At 60.3% G+C, this 16,270-nt stretch carries 14 protein-coding genes and 2 tRNA genes; 8 read left to right on the top strand and 8 right to left on the bottom strand.

Translation table 11 applies throughout. From position 1 onward, the window contains the following. Positions 1 to 51: 51 nt before the first annotated feature. The 3 genes from EB809_RS02945 (at position 52) to EB809_RS02935 (ending at position 1,721) form a co-directional block, all read left to right on the top strand. Complete coding sequence (locus EB809_RS02945; RefSeq protein WP_123633311.1) at positions 52 to 351, top strand: YciI family protein; 300 nt, start codon at positions 52 to 54, stop codon at positions 349 to 351. A 207-nt stretch (positions 352 to 558) separates the two neighbouring features. After that, positions 559 to 1,242, top strand: a complete 684-nt coding sequence (locus tag EB809_RS02940; protein ID WP_223807788.1) for a TIGR04211 family SH3 domain-containing protein — start codon at positions 559 to 561, stop codon at positions 1,240 to 1,242. A 176-nt stretch (positions 1,243 to 1,418) separates the two neighbouring features. Beyond that, the gene (locus EB809_RS02935; RefSeq protein ID WP_223807787.1) at positions 1,419 to 1,721 is read left to right on the top strand and encodes a PilZ domain-containing protein; all 303 of its coding nucleotides are present in this window, start codon (positions 1,419 to 1,421) and stop codon (positions 1,719 to 1,721) included. A gap of 79 nt (positions 1,722 to 1,800) precedes the next feature. Here the strand turns inward: EB809_RS02935 and rraA are convergent, their stop codons facing one another. After that, a complete protein-coding gene (rraA, locus tag EB809_RS02930; RefSeq protein WP_123633309.1) occupies positions 1,801 to 2,286 on the bottom strand; it encodes a ribonuclease E activity regulator RraA in 486 nt (161 codons plus the stop codon). Between the two features lie 90 nt (positions 2,287 to 2,376). Continuing rightward, the gene (ppsA, locus tag EB809_RS02925; RefSeq protein ID WP_123633308.1) at positions 2,377 to 4,749 is read right to left on the bottom strand and encodes a phosphoenolpyruvate synthase; all 2,373 of its coding nucleotides are present in this window, start codon (positions 4,747 to 4,749) and stop codon (positions 2,377 to 2,379) included. A 213-nt stretch (positions 4,750 to 4,962) separates the two neighbouring features. On the opposite strand from ppsA, the gene EB809_RS02920 reads away from it, so the two are divergent. Further along, positions 4,963 to 5,778: a pyruvate, water dikinase regulatory protein gene (locus EB809_RS02920; RefSeq protein WP_123633307.1), complete on the top strand. Its 816-nt coding sequence runs from the start codon at positions 4,963 to 4,965 to the stop codon at positions 5,776 to 5,778. 72 nt (positions 5,779 to 5,850) lie between these two features. On the opposite strand, the gene EB809_RS02915 is transcribed toward EB809_RS02920, so the two are convergent. Beyond that, positions 5,851 to 8,775: an insulinase family protein gene (locus EB809_RS02915; RefSeq protein ID WP_123633306.1), complete on the bottom strand. Its 2,925-nt coding sequence runs from the start codon at positions 8,773 to 8,775 to the stop codon at positions 5,851 to 5,853. A 35-nt stretch (positions 8,776 to 8,810) separates the two neighbouring features. After that, positions 8,811 to 9,260 (bottom strand): methylglyoxal synthase, encoded by a 450-nt coding sequence (locus tag EB809_RS02910; protein WP_123633305.1) that lies wholly within the window; start codon positions 9,258 to 9,260, stop codon positions 8,811 to 8,813. Positions 9,261 to 9,431: 171 nt separating this feature from the next. Here EB809_RS02910 and EB809_RS02905 point away from each other — a divergent pair, with 171 nt between their 5' ends. The 3 genes from EB809_RS02905 (at position 9,432) to EB809_RS02895 (ending at position 12,778) form a co-directional block, all read left to right on the top strand. Beyond that, the gene (locus EB809_RS02905; RefSeq protein WP_123633304.1) at positions 9,432 to 10,022 is read left to right on the top strand and encodes a hypothetical protein; all 591 of its coding nucleotides are present in this window, start codon (positions 9,432 to 9,434) and stop codon (positions 10,020 to 10,022) included. Positions 10,023 to 10,172: 150 nt separating this feature from the next. Next, positions 10,173 to 11,567 (top strand): PEGA domain-containing protein, encoded by a 1,395-nt coding sequence (locus EB809_RS02900; RefSeq protein ID WP_123633303.1) that lies wholly within the window; start codon positions 10,173 to 10,175, stop codon positions 11,565 to 11,567. Between the two features lie 74 nt (positions 11,568 to 11,641). Continuing rightward, positions 11,642 to 12,778 carry a response regulator gene (locus tag EB809_RS02895; protein WP_123633302.1) on the top strand — a complete coding sequence of 379 codons (1,137 nt, stop codon included), beginning with the start codon at positions 11,642 to 11,644 and terminating at the stop codon, positions 12,776 to 12,778. Here the strand turns inward: EB809_RS02895 and EB809_RS02890 are convergent. Next, on the bottom strand, positions 12,755 to 13,369 hold the full coding sequence (locus EB809_RS02890) for an NTP transferase domain-containing protein (protein ID WP_123633301.1): 615 nt from the start codon (positions 13,367 to 13,369) through the stop codon (positions 12,755 to 12,757). The genes EB809_RS02895 and EB809_RS02890 overlap by 24 nt on opposite strands. Positions 13,370 to 13,471: 102 nt before the next feature. Here EB809_RS02890 and EB809_RS02885 point away from each other — a divergent pair, with 102 nt between their 5' ends. After that, positions 13,472 to 14,323 (top strand): 6-pyruvoyl trahydropterin synthase family protein, encoded by an 852-nt coding sequence (locus EB809_RS02885; protein ID WP_123633300.1) that lies wholly within the window; start codon positions 13,472 to 13,474, stop codon positions 14,321 to 14,323. A 162-nt stretch (positions 14,324 to 14,485) separates the two neighbouring features. Here EB809_RS02885 and EB809_RS02880 read toward each other — a convergent pair. The 3 genes from EB809_RS02880 to gltX all read right to left on the bottom strand — a co-directional run bounded on the left by EB809_RS02880 (position 14,486) and on the right by gltX (position 16,244). Next, positions 14,486 to 14,561: transfer RNA gene (locus EB809_RS02880), tRNA-Glu, on the bottom strand. Positions 14,562 to 14,569: 8 nt separating this feature from the next. Next, positions 14,570 to 14,645 (bottom strand) — tRNA-Ala (locus EB809_RS02875). Positions 14,646 to 14,759: 114 nt separating this feature from the next. Further along, on the bottom strand, positions 14,760 to 16,244 hold the full coding sequence (gene gltX, locus EB809_RS02870; protein ID WP_123633299.1) for a glutamate--tRNA ligase: 1,485 nt from the start codon (positions 16,242 to 16,244) through the stop codon (positions 14,760 to 14,762). Between the last annotated feature and the right edge of the window lie 26 nt (positions 16,245 to 16,270).

Raw genomic sequence — 16,270 nt, 5'->3', positions numbered from 1 at the left:
CAGGATACGCTCACGGCCCTCCAGCGGCCAGCCGACTGACGGAGAGACTTCATGTACTACGCTATTATCAGCCAGGACGTCGAGAACAGCCTGCCGCTGCGCACCCCGGCGCGCGGCGCTCATCTGGAACGCCTGGAACAACTGAAATCCGAAGGCCGCCTGCTGCTGGCCGGCCCTTGCCCCGCGATCGACAGCCCGGACCCGGGTGAAGCCGGCTTTACCGGCAGCGTCGTCATCGCCGAATTCGACTCACTCGAGGCGGCTAAAACCTGGGCAGATGCCGATCCCTATGTGGCAGCGGGCGTCTACGCCAACGTGACGGTGAAACCGTTCAAGCCCGTATTGCCGTAGGCGCACTCATTGACAGATCGTAATAACCGGGCGCTTGATCGCGGCGGGAACTATGACAGAATTCCCGGTTTGAACGGCCTCTGAAAAGTCGCCTTATACAGCGTCGGGGACGCCATGACCCGCCCCACCGGTCGAAGACAAGAAGGTCTCACTCAGGACCTCCCGTACCCGGAACGCCCCAGAAAAAACAAGCAGGAACGATTCATTGTGATTCACAAGCCCTTCACATTGACGAAACTATTGGCCGCTGCCCTACTGACAGCGCTGTGCCTCCCCGCCTTCGCCCAGACCAAATACGTGGACGACGAGTTGCTGATCATGCTCCGCAGCGGCGAGGGCAATCAATTCCGCATACTCGACAGTCTCAAGTCCGGGACGCGCCTGGAAGTCCTCCAGGAGGGAGACGAATCGGGCTACAGCAAGGTCCGCACCCAGGATGGCCAGGAAGGTTGGGTACTCACCCGTTACCTGTCCTCCCAGCCGATCGCCCGCGATCGCCTGGCGGCCGCGCAGAACAAGCTTGAACGCACGGAAGCAGCGCTCAGCGAAGCCCAGAAAAAGCTGGAGGCTCTCCAGTCCGAACGCAATCAGCTGGCCTCTTCGGAAGATTCCCTGCAGAGCCGCGCGAGTAAACTCAGCGCCGAACTGGACCGGATCAAGGAGGTCTCCTCGAACGCCCTGAACCTGGACCGCCGCAATCGGGAGCTGCAGGAAAGCAACCAGCAGCTCAAGAAGGAAGTGGAAGTCCTCACCGCTGAAAACGAGCGCCTTGAAGCCAAGAAGGAATCAGACTTCATGCTGCTGGGCGCTGGCCTGGTTGGTCTGGGTGTGCTGATCGCCATTGTACTGCCATGGCTCAAACCCACCCGCAAAACCGACAACTGGGCCTGACGCGACAGCTTTCCGGTGCACGCCCTCCAGCGGCGTGCACTACCCCACATCTTGTGCCAAACGAATACTCCATACACTAAATATCTGGTCAGAATGCCGTCTTATGACGGATCGTTCTTTGACGTGCGGCTTTTGTCATCTTATATAAGGTAAAACACGGCCGAAGAGGTAGAGGCATGGCAACGACGATGCGCGATTATTCAGAAAAACGCGATTTCCATCGGATGCAGGTGAATTCCGAAGTGAAGCTCACCGACACCGATGGCAAGCACTACAAAGGCGTGTGCAAGGATCTCAGCGGTACCGGCATGCAACTCTATATGGACATCGCCATGCCCGTTGGGACTGAGCTGCAGACCCTATTGCCATCCACCAATGAAAAGTTTCCGCCATTTGAGACGGTCATCGAGATATTGCGCTGCGAGCCGGATGGCGATGGCTATTTACTGGGCGCGTCGATCAAGCAGGTCAAACGATAGCCAGCGGGACTGCCCTGCTGCGGAATCGGGTCGCCGCTCCTTCCGGAGATGGAACGGCTTCCCCCGATTCGCCGTACGATCACTCAGGCAGGGACAGTGGCTTCTCTGACACAATAATGCCGTTGTTATCGGCATAGACGTACTGGCCTGGCACGAAGGTCGTACCGTGGAAGGTCACGGGCACGTTCAGGTCACCGATGCCCCGCTTTTCCGTTTTACGCGGCACGGTGTCCAGAGCCTGGACACCCAGCTGGGTCTCGCCGATCACATCCACATCCCGGATGCAGCCGTAGATGATAATGCCGGCCCAGCCATTGTCGGCCGCCTTCTCGGCCAGCATATCGCCCAACAATGCCGCACGCCTGGAACCGCCACCGTCGACCACCATCACGCGGCCTTCGCCGGGCAGCCCGACCTGCTCTTTCACTACCGAGTTGTCTTCAAAGCATTTCACGGTGACGATTTCGCCACCAAATGCCTTGATCGCACCGTAGTTGTTGAAACCGGGCTCAACAACGGTCACTTCCGGATATTCGTCGCACAGATCAGGCGTCACGATATTCACGGCTTTCTCCTTCTGAGGACTAATGGGTGTTCTGTTTCAGACAAAGAAAAGCCGGCGCACTGGCACCGGCTTTTCCTGTCATTGCGATTCTCAGTCCAGCTTCTCGTCAGCCAGGAAGAACCAGGTATCCAGTACCGAATCCGGGTTCAGGGAGACGCTGTCGATCCCCTGATCCATCAGCCACTTGGCCAGATCCGGATGGTCCGATGGCCCCTGGCCGCAGATGCCGACGTACTTGCCGGCCTTCTTGCACGCCTGGATCGCGTTGGACAGCAGCTTCTTGACCGCCTCGTTCCGCTCGTCAAACAGGTGGGCAATGATGCCGGAATCGCGGTCCAGGCCCAGTGTCAGCTGGGTCAGATCGTTGGAGCCGATGGAGAAACCGTCGAAGTACTCGAGGAATTCGTCCGCCAGCAGCGCGTTGGCCGGCAACTCGCACATCATGATGACGCGCAGGCCGTTGTCGCCACGCTTCAGGCCGTTCTCCGCCAGCAGGTCCACCACCTGACGCGCCTCACCCAGGGTGCGCACGAACGGCACCATGATTTCCACGTTGGTGAAGCCCATTTCGTCACGGACTTTCTTCAGGGCGCGGCATTCCAGCTCGAAGCAGTCGCGGAAGGTTTCGGAGATATAGCGTGACGCCCCCCGGAAGCCCAGCATCGGGTTTTCTTCGTCCGGCTCGTATAGGGTACCGCCAATCAGGTTGGCGTATTCGTTGGACTTGAAGTCCGACAGACGCACGATCACTTTCTTGTCCGCGAACGCCGCTGCCAGCGTGGAGATGCCTTCAACCAGCTTGTCCACGTAGAAATCCACCGGCGAGGTGTAACCGGAAATGCGTTTCTCGACGGTCTGCTTGATGTCGCGGGGCAAGCCTTCAAAGTTAAGCAGCGCCTTGGGGTGCACGCCGATCATGCGGTTGATGATGAACTCCAGACGGGCCAGACCCACACCTTCGTTCGGCAGGGACTGGAAGTCGAAGGCGCGATCCGGGTTACCCACGTTCATCATGATCTTGAACGGAATGTCCGGCATGGATTCGACGGTGTTTTCACGCAGTTCGAAATCCAGACTGCCTTCATAGACCAGACCGGTGTCGCCTTCGGCACAGGACACGGTCACTTCCTGACCTTCCTTGAGGACGTCGGTGGCATCGCCACAACCAACGACGGCGGGAATCCCCAGCTCACGGGCAATAATTGCCGCATGACAGGTCCGACCGCCACGGTCGGTCACGATTGCGGAAGAGCGTTTCATGACCGGCTCCCAGTCCGGGTCGGTCATGTCGGTGACCAGGACGTCGCCCGGCTGGACGCGATCCATCTCCTGGATACTGGTGACGACGCGCACCGGCCCCTTACCAATTCGATGGCCAATGCTGCGCCCCTCAACGATGACGTTGCCCTGCTCTTTCAGCAGGTAACGCTCCATGACGTTGGCCGCAACACGGCTCTTCACGGTTTCCGGACGCGCCTGAACGATGTAGATGCGACCGTCGTCGCCATCCTTCGCCCATTCGATGTCCATCGGGCGTCCGTAGTGTTTTTCGATAATCACCGCCTGACGAGCCAGATTCTCCACCTCTTCGTCGGTAATACAGAAGCGGTTACGGTCGGCTTCGTCCACCTTGACGGTGTCGACCGACTTGCCGGCCTCGGCGCTGTTGCCGTAGACCATCTTGATCGCCTTGCTGCCCAGGTTGCGGCGCAGGACGGAGGGACGACCGGCTTCCAGGGTCGGCTTGTGAACGTAGAACTCGTCCGGGTTCACGGCACCCTGGACCACGGTTTCGCCCAGACCGTAGGAGGCGGTAATGAAGACCACATCCTGGAAGCCGGACTCGGTGTCCAGGCTGAACATAACGCCACTGGCCGCCGTTTCGCTGCGGACCATTTTCTGGATACCGGCAGACAGTGCGACCAGCTTGTGGTCGAAGCCATGATGAACGCGGTAGGAAATGGCACGGTCGTTAAACAGCGAAGCGAAGACTTCACGTACGGCGTGCTTGACGTGGTCCAGGCCCACGATGTTCAGGAACGTTTCCTGCTGACCGGCGAAGGAGGCGTCCGGCAAGTCTTCGGCCGTTGCAGAGGAACGAACGGCTACGGCCATGTTGGTGTTACCCGCCTGCAGCGAGGTGTACGCCTGTTCCAGCGCATCTTCCAGCGCTTTGGGGAACGGTGTGTCGGTCACCCATTGACGAATCTGGGCACCGACCCGGGCCAGTTCGTTGACATCATTGATGTCCAGGGCTTCCAGCGCTTCATCGATACGATCCTTGAGACCGTCCTTGGCGAGAAATTCACGATACGCGTGGGCTGTGGTCGCAAACCCGCCAGGGACGGTGACGCCGGCGCTGGCAAGATTGCTGATCATTTCGCCCAGAGACGAGTTCTTGCCACCGACCCGGTCAACATCCGACATACCCAGGTTTTCAAACCAGATGATGTAATCTTCCAAAGCGCATCTCCCTTAAATCTGTGAGCCCATTTGGCGGGTAGCCTATCGAATATCGGGCGTATCATACTGTAACCTGCCTTGATTACCTAGGGAACAACACGTACAGGCGTCCCTGAATCGGCCCTCTGCCCGCCTGTGTCGCGCGTCGGAAGGAGGATTAAGAGAACCTTAAGTTTATGAGATGAAGTCAATAACGGAGCGAAGCAGGTCATTATGAGAAGGACGGCGTTCTTTATTTCCGACGGTACAGGCATTACAGCCGAAGCCCTTGGCAACAGTCTGTTGGCCCAATTCGAAAAGATTCATTTCGAGCGGATCACAGTACCTTATATCGACGATCTGGAGAAAGCCGCCAGCGTCGTTAAACGCATCGACAAGGCCGCGGAACTCGACGGCGCCAAGCCGCTGATCTTCGACACCATTGTCGACAGCGCCATTCGCGCCGAAGTCTCCAAGGCCGACGGTTTTATGGTCGACATTTTCGGTACGTTCCTGCAGCCGCTGGAACAGGAACTGGAAGCGTCCTCCTCCTACTCGGTGGGGCGGTCACATTCCATTTCCAATGAGACCAACTACGAGCGTCGCATCAACGCCGTGAACTTCGCGCTGGATAACGACGACGGCGCACGGACCCGCTACTACGACGAGGCCGACCTGATCCTGATCGGCGCCTCCCGCAGCGGTAAGACTCCGACGTGCCTGTACCTGGCGCTGCACTATGGCATCAAGGCGGCAAACTACCCCATCACGGAGGACGACATTCACGATCAGCGACTGCCCGCGGCCCTGCGCCCGCACCGGGAGAAGCTGTTCGGACTGACGATCGACCCCGAGCGCCTGGCCACCATTCGCAATGAGCGGCGCCCCAACTCCCGCTATTCCTCGGACAAGCAGTGCCGCTACGAGGTAGAGGAAATCGAGCTGATGTATCGCCGCGAACGCATTTCCTACCTCAACACGACGGCCTATTCGATCGAGGAAATCTCGACCCGGATCATGGTCGCCACGGGCATCGAGCGAAAGCGCTGACAGGCCGACCTGAACACGCCTGCCAAAAAAAGAGGGTGCCGCAGCACCCTCTTTCGTTTCTCCAACCCGGAATTACAGTTCGTGGATTTCCAGGCCCGCCGCTTCCAGCGTCTCTCGCTGCTGCGGGCTGGCGATCACCGCCGCACTGGCTTTTTCCGGCACCAGCCAGTCCGTCGCGACCCGTTTTAGATCCTCGATAGTCACCGCCAGTACCCGTTCGCGGAATCGCTTCTGCTGTTCCGGCGTGCGGCCGAACAGGCGGTTCTGGAACGCGTGCTTGGCTTCGCCGGCCGGTGAGCGCGGCTTGTCCATCTGGCCGATGACACCCAGAATGGCTTCTTCCAGTGTCTGGGGATCGTGTTCAGTTTCCTGTAACCAGGACAGCGCGTTGTCGAAGTCATCCAGCGTATCCAACAGACGCGGATCCCGGTAGGAGAAGAAGCGGAAGGTGCCGTTGACGCTGTCCTGCGTCGCACCGCCGCCGTAGGCACCACCCTGCTCCCGGATAGCCCGGTGCAGGAAGCCATTGCGCAGGAAGCCCCCAAGAACCGTCAGTGGCGCCGCATCGGGATGATCAATGGGCACGGTGCTGTAGGCCTTGGCGCAGAAGTTCACCTGCGTGGACGTCAGCCAGGCCTGGCGCACGGTCTCGTTCACCGGCGGCACTTCCCAGCCTTCCGTCTCGATGGTCGTCGCCTTGGGCCAGGTGCTTCGGAGCGTCTCCAGCATCGGATCCAGCTGATCGTCCTCGCCCACCACCAGGAACTGGCGGGCCTGCCCCTGAATACGCTGGTGGATACCCGCCAGCTGATCGCACAGGTTCTCCAACGCCTTTTCATCGTTCAGGGAGTCGTCCAGCGCCTTGATGCCCTTGATGGCGGACAGTCCGCCCAGGCGGAAGGCCAGACGCGCACCGGGACTCAACCCCTGCGCCGCTGCGCCCATGGCCAACGCATGCCCGCTGCCGGTCACAGACTGTTCTCGGCGCGCGCGAACCTGGGCAACAGTCTCACGGATACGGGCTTTCTCGTCAAAGCGCGCGCTTTCAAAAATATCACGCAGCAGCTGGGTCAGCTTGTCACGGTTGCGGGCCAGCGCCTTGCCACTGATCACCAGGTAGCCCGACAGATCCTGCACGTCATCGATGCGCCCCTTGGCGATGGAGAACGCCGTGACGCCACCGGATTCGGCCGACATGCGATCCTGCATCGCCAGGTAATCCAGCTCACCACAGCCCACCTCGGTCAGGCACATGGTGTACAAGGGCAACAGCAGCAAATCCTCGTCACTCAGGGCCGGCAGCGGCAGCACCACCTGCTCGTAGACCAGCCCGTTGGTGCCCTGACCATACAGCGTGGCCGGGAAGTCCTCGACCTCGCGGGCTTCGGGTTCCGGCAGTTGCAGCGGCACATCCCCCAGATCGACCTTGGGCAGAATGGTATCGTCATCCTTGCGTTGCTGACGTGCCTCCAGGGCCGCCGCGCGATCCACGATGGCCTTCGCCTCGTCTTCGGACAGCCGGGCTTTGCGCTCGGCCAGCGCTTCAGCCACGGCCGCCTGCTCACGCTGGTCCATCTTGTCATCCGGACGCAGGGTCAGGGTCACCCGGTGCGGGTTATCCAGCAGCAGCCGGCGAACCAGGTTCGGCACGTAGTCCGGATCCTTGATCTTCTCCCGCAGGTTTGCCAGAACCGGTTCGAGATCGAGCAGCTCAACCGGATCACCGCCATGCACCATCGGCGAGATGGACGACATGATCAGCTGCAGACCGTAGGGGAACTGATCACCGGTAATTTCCCGCTGATGCAGTTCCAGCTGATGCAGGATGGCCTCCAGACGATCCTGGCTGACACCCTCACGCGCCACCTGATCCAGAGTCTCCTCGACCAGTTTTTCCAGGTCAGCCGCGCGACCGGGCTCGCTGCCCTCGATCCCGCACACGAAGGTCATCTCGCGGTTGGAATCCTCCAGCCCCAGCATGGGCGACGGCGCATGGCCGATATCGGTGGTTTCCAGGGCCCGCATGAGCGGCGAGGCGCTGTTCTCCAGCAGGACATTCGCCAGCAGGTGCGCTTCGAGATTTTTCTCCAGCTCGAAGCTGTGCCCCAGCAGCCAACCCATCACGATGTGGGTCTTGTGGGACAGCTCTTCACCCTCACTGATGGCGTAGGCCTGTTCGACGCGGCTGGGCGCGTAGAGGCGCTTCTCGTCGTGGACCGGCAGCTCAACGTCGAGGTGATCGAAACGGGACAGCACCAGACTCTCAAAACGTTCGTGGTGTTCGATCGCCGGAATGTTGCCGAAGGTGGCAAAAATCGCGTTGCTCGGGTGGTAATGATGCTTGTAGAACCGCAGCAAGTCGTCGTAGCGCAGATCGGTAATATGGCTTGGCTCACCACCGCTGTTGTAGTGGTAAGTGGTGGTCGGGAACAGATGACTGGTCAGGGTCTGCCAAAGTTGGGCGGTCGGCGCACTCATGGCGCCCTTCATCTCGTTGTAGACCACGCCGCGATAAACCAGCGGGGTGGACGGATCGTCCGGCTCCTCGAATTCCAGTCGGTGACCTTCCTGGGAGAAGTCCATCTCGTCCAGCTTGGAGAAAAAGACCGAATCCAGGTAAACCGACAACAGGTTGTCGAAATCCTTGCGGTTCTTCGTCGCAAACGGGTAAGCGGTCCAGTCACTGCTGGTGAACGCGTTCATGAAGGTGTTGAGGGACCGGCGGATCATCATGAAGAACGGATCCCGCACCGGGTAACGCTCACTGCCGCATAGGGCGGTGTGTTCCAGGATGTGCGCGACACCGGTGGAATCCATCGGGAAAGTCCGCAGCGCCACGAAAAAGACGTTTTCGTCATTCTCCGAAGCCAGGTGGAGATGGGTCGCCCCGGTCTTGCGATGACGATATTCCTCCACGTCGATGTGCAGCGTCTCGATCCGATGCTTCCTCACCCTTTCAAAGGCAGGGTGAACGGCTTGGTCTCTGTTCTTGGTCATTGCAGTATCCTGAATAGAATGTGTTGCGGTCGCCATCAGGCATCTGTGCCGGCGACAGTCCGGCTCTGGTATATCGAGAAATCAGGCTTGCGGCGCGTGTATTGCTTGAAACAGGGCGACGACACCATAAAATCCGCCGAACTTTCGTTGCAGGCTATCGGGATATTCCACAGGGTTGCAATCCTCAGCAACGCCTTGATGTCCGGGTCGTGCGACATGGGTTCCAGGGGGTCCCAGAAGAAAATCAGCAAGTCCACTTTCCCCTCGGCAATACGGGCGCCAATCTGCTGGTCACCACCAAGCGGGCCACTCTGTAACCGCTCCACGTCCAGGCCGGTGCGTTCGGAGACCAGCTTGCCGGTGGTGCCGGTGGTGAGTAGCTCACAGTGGGCGAGCAGGTCACGGTTGCGGCCCACCCAGTCAATCAGGTCCACCTTCTTGTTATCGTGCGCCACCAGCGCCACCCGACGAATACTTTCAGTCATAGCGTCTCACCCTGCGATCTATCCATGGCGCCTGACGGGCACCCACCAGTCATCTCCTGTAGGGTAACACGCACTATCGTTCATGAAGCACCTGTAAAGGAACCAGGGTGCAGTTAATGGTTGAATTAGTTACTCTCTATCAAGGCGTGACCACAGGACATCAACAAACGCATGACAGCCCCATTGACCCAGCTCCAGATCCACGAGGAAAAGGCGGAAAAGCCCCGGACGACCGCCGTCGGAACGACACCGACGCAGGAAGAGCCCCGGGCCGCCGAATCGCCCGCCACGCCGCCGGAGCCCGGCAGTGCCGAATTGGCTCCGTACTGGGTCGAGCGCAAGCGCTACCTCAAGCAACTGCGCAAGGTACCGGAACTGCGCCAACGATTCTGGAGCGCCCTGTTGATGTACACCCTGCGCCGGGTGCTCTGGTCGTTCGGCTTCTTTCCGGTATTTATCGCGTTCTGGGTACCGCTGGTGATGGCCAGCTTCAATCCGGTGGTGATGGTGACCAATATCCTGCCGGATCTGCAGGCTTTTGTGGCCGCCAACCCGGAGATGCAGGCGAACACCACGCAGACGATCGTCGTAGCCTGGCTATCGGTGGGCTTTTTCTTCCTGATCTTCGACTTTGTCCTGACGCCCTTCCGCTCCCCCTACGAGTACGAAGCCGACGTTTACATGCGCGCCTGGGAGCAGCGCCAGCCTGAAGCTCCGGCCGCAGACGCCCCAGAGGGTGACGCGATTCCGGGCAAAGTGTGAAACGTGCGGCAAACTCGTTAACTCCCGTCACTTTCTGTTACCTGGCGACCTGACGAACCGCTAGTATGGACGTTCAGGTCGCATCTCGAGCGGTGCGTCCTGCCTGTGCGCCTTCGGCACTATCCATCATGCGTCCAATCGAGGTAGTTCATGGTCGATTACAGGCCGCTGCTGTTTCTCAATGCGCTGGCACTCATGCTGCTGGTGACCGCCGGTTTCGCCTCCATCCAGCAGGATGCAGGTCATATGCCGCCGCAACTGGCTGGCGAGCTATCCGAACACCAGGCACCGTCTCCTGTAAAAGCACCGGATCGGGATACCGACACGCCCAAACCCGTTTCGGCTAACGAGAGCGTCTTTGCAGACACGTCGTCCGCCCCGGATCCGGCGGCCACGACCGCTGACAGCGCCGCCGAGCAGAAGCCGACGGACAGCGACGAACCCTCCGGTGAGAACACGGCGTCAGCCACACCGTTCACGATTGATCCGGTACCGGCAACCGAAGCCGCTCCATCCGCGGAATCCGATGTCCAGGCAAATACACAACTGGCGATGGCGGAACCGGCTAACCCGAAACCTCAACCGGCAGCGCCGAAGCCAACACCCAAGCCGACAACCGCCCAGCTCACACTCCGCTCCAACGTGTTGGGTGACGCCGTTGAAATCAACGGCAAACCCTATGGCTCGACGCGCCTGGATCTCGAACTGGATCCTGGCGATTACCGGGTTGTCATCAGCAAGCCCGGCTACAAGCCCTGGTCCGAAACCATCCGGGTAGCCGCCGGCGATGACCTGACCCTGCGCGGCAACCTGGTGGCCTACACCCAGGTCAATTACCACGACGGTCAATGGGTCGGCGGCGTGCGCACCGGCGACGGGGCCTATGAGGGCAACGACGGCCTGCAGTATCATGGCCACTTTGTCGACGCCCAGTTCGATGGCGAAGGGGTCGCCCTCTATCCGGACGGCAGCCGTTATGAGGGTGATTGGAAAGCAGGCGAACGTGCCGGCGAAGGCACCTATCGCGCACCGGACGGCGCCACCTACACCGGTCATTTCGAGGACGACCAGTTCAACGGCCAGGGCACGCTGACCCGGGCCAATGGGGACGTCCTCACCGGCCAGTGGAGCGACGGCAAGCTCAACGGCCATGGCTCACTGACCGGCGCGGATGGCACGCTGTACGTCGGCGGCTTCAAGGACGGCCAGTTCCACGGTGAAGGGACGCTGACCTACCCTAACGGACATCACTACGAGGGCGGCTTCTCCAATGGGGAGTTCAACGGCGAAGGCAATGAGATCTTCGCCGACGGCAAGAAATACGTCGGTCAATACATGGAAGGTGAATTCCATGGCAAAGGCACGCTGATGAACCCCAACGGCAGCGCCATCGAGGGCACGTTCCGCTACGGAGAGCCCTACGGCCAGGCCAAACTGACCACCCCGGAAGGCGAGATTTTTAGCGCCCGGACCAGCGAGCCCGGGGTCTGCTATCGAGAAAAGAGTTATCGGGCGACGCAATGTCCGCCGCTCGAAGGCTGGTAATCGGACGGGCTACGCATCACCGGCATGGACCGCCGGCACGGCCCGGGATCAAGACGCGAGATTGAGGTTGTATCATGGCAATCAAGAATGCACTGCTGGTGGATGACTCAAAGGTCGCTCGCTTTGCACTGAGCAAGCTGCTCGAGAACCGGGAAATGCAGGTCAACATGGCCGGCTCCGCAGAAGAGGCCCTGGATTTCCTCAACAGCGACAACCGGCCCGACGTAATTTTCATGGACCACCTGATGCCGGGCATGAACGGCGTGGAGGCCACCAAGGCCATCAAGGGCAATCCCGATACGGCCAACATACCCATCATCATGTGCACGTCCAAGAAGTCGGCCAATTTCATGGAAGAGGCCCGTAACTTCGGCGTCTACAATATCCTGACCAAGCCACCCCATCACGATGGCCTGAACGCCCTGCTCGATCAGCTCTCCAGCGACGTTACCAACAACACCCTGCCCCAACCGCCCGAGCCCGATGCCCTGGACGACACCGTACTGGACATCGACGACGAGCCATTGGAACTGCCGGAGAACGCCTCCCTGGAACTCGCGCCCAAAGGCGAAACGGACAGCACAAGCGGATCCACGGAGACACCTCCGCGGGAGATGAACGGCGGCTCGCAAGTGGTGCCCTTGACCAGCGATCTGATTGAGCAGATTGCCCGTTCTGCGGTCAAGACCCACATCAACAACCGCCTGCATGAACTGCTGAGCAGCCTGTTTGACGAGCAGCACGATCACATCAAGCGGGTACTGGACGATGACGAGCGCCGCAAGAACGACGCCCTGACCCAACAGTTGACCGCGTTCCGCGAAGACTTCGACGCCCGCACCCAAGGGCTGAAGGAGGAGATCGTCGCCGAGGTCAACCTGTCGCTGGCACGTGAACTGGCCGACCTGAAGTCGTCCATCCAGTCGTCCGGCGGCTTTACCGCGGACCATATGGCCGAGCTGAAGGATCACATCACCAGCGTGCAGACCATCGACACCGAGTTCTGGCAGACGCTGCAATCCGAAGCCATCCAGCAGGCACACGATATCTCCCGGGAAACCGCCGAGGATATCGCCCAACGTACGATCGACCTCTATGTGCGCCAGCAGCGCGCGTCTGCCTCGCGGGTCTACACCATCGGCCTGGCGGTGAGCCTGAGCATCTTTACGGTCGGTATCGCCTGGCTGTCAGGGCTGTTTGGATCGTTCTGATGTCTGGACGCCTCGCAAACGCTGCATGTCTGCCGGCGTGTCGACATCCCGATCGGCGCCGGGAGCGGGAACCCGCAGGGTCTCGCGCCGGCGCAGCACCGCGCCGGCGCCGGCATCGCCGGATAGCTGCATCAGCTCCGGCCAGAGTGCGCGCGGCAGAAAGGCCGGAGCGCCGGAAAATCCGCCCAGATCGGCCGCAACCGGGCGCCGGCCCGCAGACCGCACCACCGTCTCCCTGAACGCCTCCCAGAAACCCGGCGTGATCTCCGGCTGATCCACCAGCAGAACATAAACGCCGCGGGTCATTACGGGCATGGCATCCAGGCCCGCCCGCAACGAGGATGCCATTCCCGTAGGCCAGTCATGGTTGAACAGCCAGCGATCAGGCTGGGAGGCACACCGAAAGCGGACCAGGGGATAGTCGCCTCCAACCACGGCGTAGACCGGACCGCCCGACAGGCTGCGGGCGTGATCAATGGCATGGGACAGTAAGGACTTTCCGCAGTAGCTCAGCGCCGCCTTGGGCCGCCCCATACGCCGGGACGCCCCCGCAGCCAGTACAATGGCCCCGTATCCGGAATCGCTGGTCATCCTCTCTCCCTTTGCCCTGTGCCGGCTAAACACTCACTGGAACAGGCGGATTTTTGCTAGAATCGCACCAACCTACAAGCGCAACCGGGAATTATTCGCTCCATGAACCACCTTTTCGTCGACAACCTCACCGTGATTGATTTCGCCTACCTGGACCACGACCGTGGGCTGGTGGGTGAAAGCTGGATTGTCGATATCGTTCTGGCCGGTGAGCTGGACGAACAGGGCATGGTGTTTGATTTCGGCTCGGTGAAGCGGACCATCAAGCAGGTGATCGATGAGCGCGTGGACCACCGCCTGGTGGTGCCGGCCGATCGCGCCGGCGCCCAGCTTCGCGAACATGGTGATCGCGTCGAGCTGGAGTGGCCGGTCGCGGATGGCAGCGTCATCACCCACGGCTCACCAATCGAAGCTGTCCTGCCGCTGCCCGGTGAACGGGTGGTTCCCTCCGCTGTCTCAAAGCTGCTGCAGGACGAACTGCGCGCGGTTCTGCCAGGGAACGTGACCGGAATCGAGGTCAACCTGCGTGAAGAAGTGATCGAAGGCCCCTATTACCACTACGTTCATGGCCTCAAGAAGCACCTGGGCAATTGTCAGCGCATTGCCCATGGCCACCGCTCCCGCATCCAGATCCAGCGCAACGGCGCCCGTGACCAGGCTCTGGAACGGGCCTGGGCCAAACGCTGGCAGGACATCTATGTAGGCACCGAAGAGGACGTGACGGCCCGTTTCGTGGAAGACGACGTCAGCTACCTGACGTTCGCCTACGAAGCCAACCAGGGGGAGTTCAGCCTCACCCTGCCTGCCGATCGGGTTTGCCTGATTGATACGGACACCACAGTCGAACTGCTGGCCGCCTATCTGGCGGACGCCTGCAAGCAGCAGTTTCCTAATGACGACATTCAGGTCAAGGCCTTCGAAGGGGTGGGCAAAGGCGCCATAGCGCTGCGTTAAGCCGGCGATGGGCGGGGGCAATTCAGCTCCGCCGAACCCATCCGACGATGCCGGAATAACAGGCATAAAAAAACCGCCAAAAAGGCGGTTTTTTATCTCGGTCGCTGCTGTGTGCCAGCTTGGACCGAGGGCGAAAGCCGTCTTGTGAACAGCTCTCTTAAGTGGCGTCCCCTAGGGGGTTCGAACCCCTGTTGCCGCCGTGAAAGGGCGGAGTCCTAGGCCACTAGACGAAGGGGACTAGAAAATTGGTGGAGCCAAGCGGGATCGAACCGCTGACCTCAACACTGCCAGTGTTGCGCTCTCCCAGCTGAGCTATGGCCCCTCAACGGATGCGTATACTAGTGATGCCCCCTCATGCCGTCAACCCCCTGATTTAAACTTTTTTATCGGAACTTTGAAAAAAGTGACCAGGGGGTGATTCAGCTTCGGTTTTCCCCTACTCGGCCAGCAGGGCGGCGTACTCTTTTTCCACCCGTTTGGTTTCTTTCTTGGAGAAACCACCCAGCACCTGAAGCGCGTGACGCAGTCGCGAGCGGGTCATGTCCGGACCCAGCAGCGCCATGGAATCCATCACCGACCAGGAATTGGGCGTTCCGGCAATCGCGACGAAGATCGGGAACATGAAATCCCCCATCTTCAGACCCATGGCTTTCGCAAGGCCTTTCACATCCGCGAAGATGGTGTCCTTACTCCAGTGCCTCTGGGCTTCGAGACGCCACAGTGCAAACTGCAGGACGCGCTTCACATCGCCCTCTTCCAGCTTATTGTGGGCAAAGTCTTCCGGCTTGAGGTTCAGCATGCCGGAGAACATGAACGCCGCCATGGGCGCCACGTCACTGAATACCTCGGCTCGTCCGCGAATATGGGGGACGAGGGCCTCCAGCGCTTCGCGGTTAAACCACCATGACTGCATGCGCTCGATAAACGCGTTTTCGTCCAGATCCTCGCGCAGCCACAGGCCATTCAACCAGCGCAACTTCTCCACGTCGAACACCGGACCGCCCAGGGAAACCCGGTTGATGTCAAAGTGATCGATCATTTCCTGCAGCGTGAACTTCTCCCGGCCATCGGGCATGGACCAGCCCATGCGGCCGAGGTAGTTGATCACCGCTTCCGGCAGGAAACCCATGCGCTCGTAGAAGTTGATGCTGGTCGGGTTCTTGCGCTTGGACAGTTTGCTCTTGTCCGGGTTACGCAGCAGCGGAAGGTGGCACAGCACCGGCATGTCCCAGCCAAAGTATTCGTACAGCAATTGGTGCTTGGGTGCCGAGTTGATCCACTCCTCGCCCCGCAGGACGTGGGTAATGCCCATCAGGTGATCGTCCACCACGTTGGCCAGGTGATAGGTGGGCATGCCATCGGACTTGAGCAGGATCTGGCAATCCACCTGGCCCCAGTCGATTTCCACCTGCCCGCGCAGCATGTCATCGATAACGCACACGCCTTCATCGGGCACCTTCATCCGGATGACGTGCGGCTCGCCGGCGTCCAGACGCGCGCGAACCTCGTCGGCGGGCAGCTCCAGATCACCCTTGATGCCCGGATTCTGACCGGCCGCCTTACGCTCCTCCCGGATCTGGTCCAGCTCCTCCGGCGTGCGGAAGCAGTAGAACGCATGGCCTTTCTCAACCAGCTGCTCGGCGTAGGCCCGGTAATCCTGACTGCGCTCGGATTGGCGATAAGGCCCATGAGGGCCGCCCACGTCCGGTCCTTCATCCCATTCCAGCCCCAGCCAACGCAGTGCGTTGAGAATATCGCGCTCGGATTCGGCCGTGCTGCGCGCCTGATCGGTATCTTCGATGCGCAGGATAAACTGACCGCCGTGCTGACGGGCGAAGCACAGGTTGAACAGCGCAACATAAGCGGTACCGACGTGCGGATCGCCGGTGGGAGAAGGAGCAATACGGGTACGAACTGTCATGAAAGGCGTTCCTGTGGACCTGCCAG

The sequence above is a fragment of the Marinobacter sp. R17 genome (assembly GCF_003789045.1).
GTDB classification, from domain to species: domain Bacteria; phylum Pseudomonadota; class Gammaproteobacteria; order Pseudomonadales; family Oleiphilaceae; genus Marinobacter_A; species Marinobacter_A mangrovi.
This window is presented reverse-complemented; position numbering and strand designations above follow the sequence as displayed.

Excerpts from the sequence above, each read along its gene's own strand:
- EB809_RS02945 (WP_123633311.1), top strand. The coding sequence starts at position 52 with ATGTACTACGCTATTATCAGCCAGGACGTCGAGAACAGCCTGCCGCTG.
- EB809_RS02935 (WP_223807787.1), top strand. The coding sequence starts at position 1,419 with ATGGCAACGACGATGCGCGATTATTCAGAAAAACGCGATTTCCATCGG.
- EB809_RS02920 (WP_123633307.1), top strand. The coding sequence starts at position 4,963 with ATGAGAAGGACGGCGTTCTTTATTTCCGACGGTACAGGCATTACAGCC.
- EB809_RS02915 (WP_123633306.1), bottom strand. The coding sequence starts at position 8,775 with ATGACCAAGAACAGAGACCAAGCCGTTCACCCTGCCTTTGAAAGGGTG.
- EB809_RS02910 (WP_123633305.1), bottom strand. The coding sequence starts at position 9,260 with ATGACTGAAAGTATTCGTCGGGTGGCGCTGGTGGCGCACGATAACAAG.
- EB809_RS02905 (WP_123633304.1), top strand. The coding sequence starts at position 9,432 with ATGACAGCCCCATTGACCCAGCTCCAGATCCACGAGGAAAAGGCGGAA.
- EB809_RS02900 (WP_123633303.1), top strand. The coding sequence starts at position 10,173 with ATGGTCGATTACAGGCCGCTGCTGTTTCTCAATGCGCTGGCACTCATG.
- EB809_RS02895 (WP_123633302.1), top strand. The coding sequence starts at position 11,642 with ATGGCAATCAAGAATGCACTGCTGGTGGATGACTCAAAGGTCGCTCGC.
- EB809_RS02890 (WP_123633301.1), bottom strand. The coding sequence starts at position 13,369 with ATGACCAGCGATTCCGGATACGGGGCCATTGTACTGGCTGCGGGGGCG.
- EB809_RS02885 (WP_123633300.1), top strand. The coding sequence starts at position 13,472 with ATGAACCACCTTTTCGTCGACAACCTCACCGTGATTGATTTCGCCTAC.
- gltX (WP_123633299.1), bottom strand. The coding sequence starts at position 16,244 with ATGACAGTTCGTACCCGTATTGCTCCTTCTCCCACCGGCGATCCGCAC.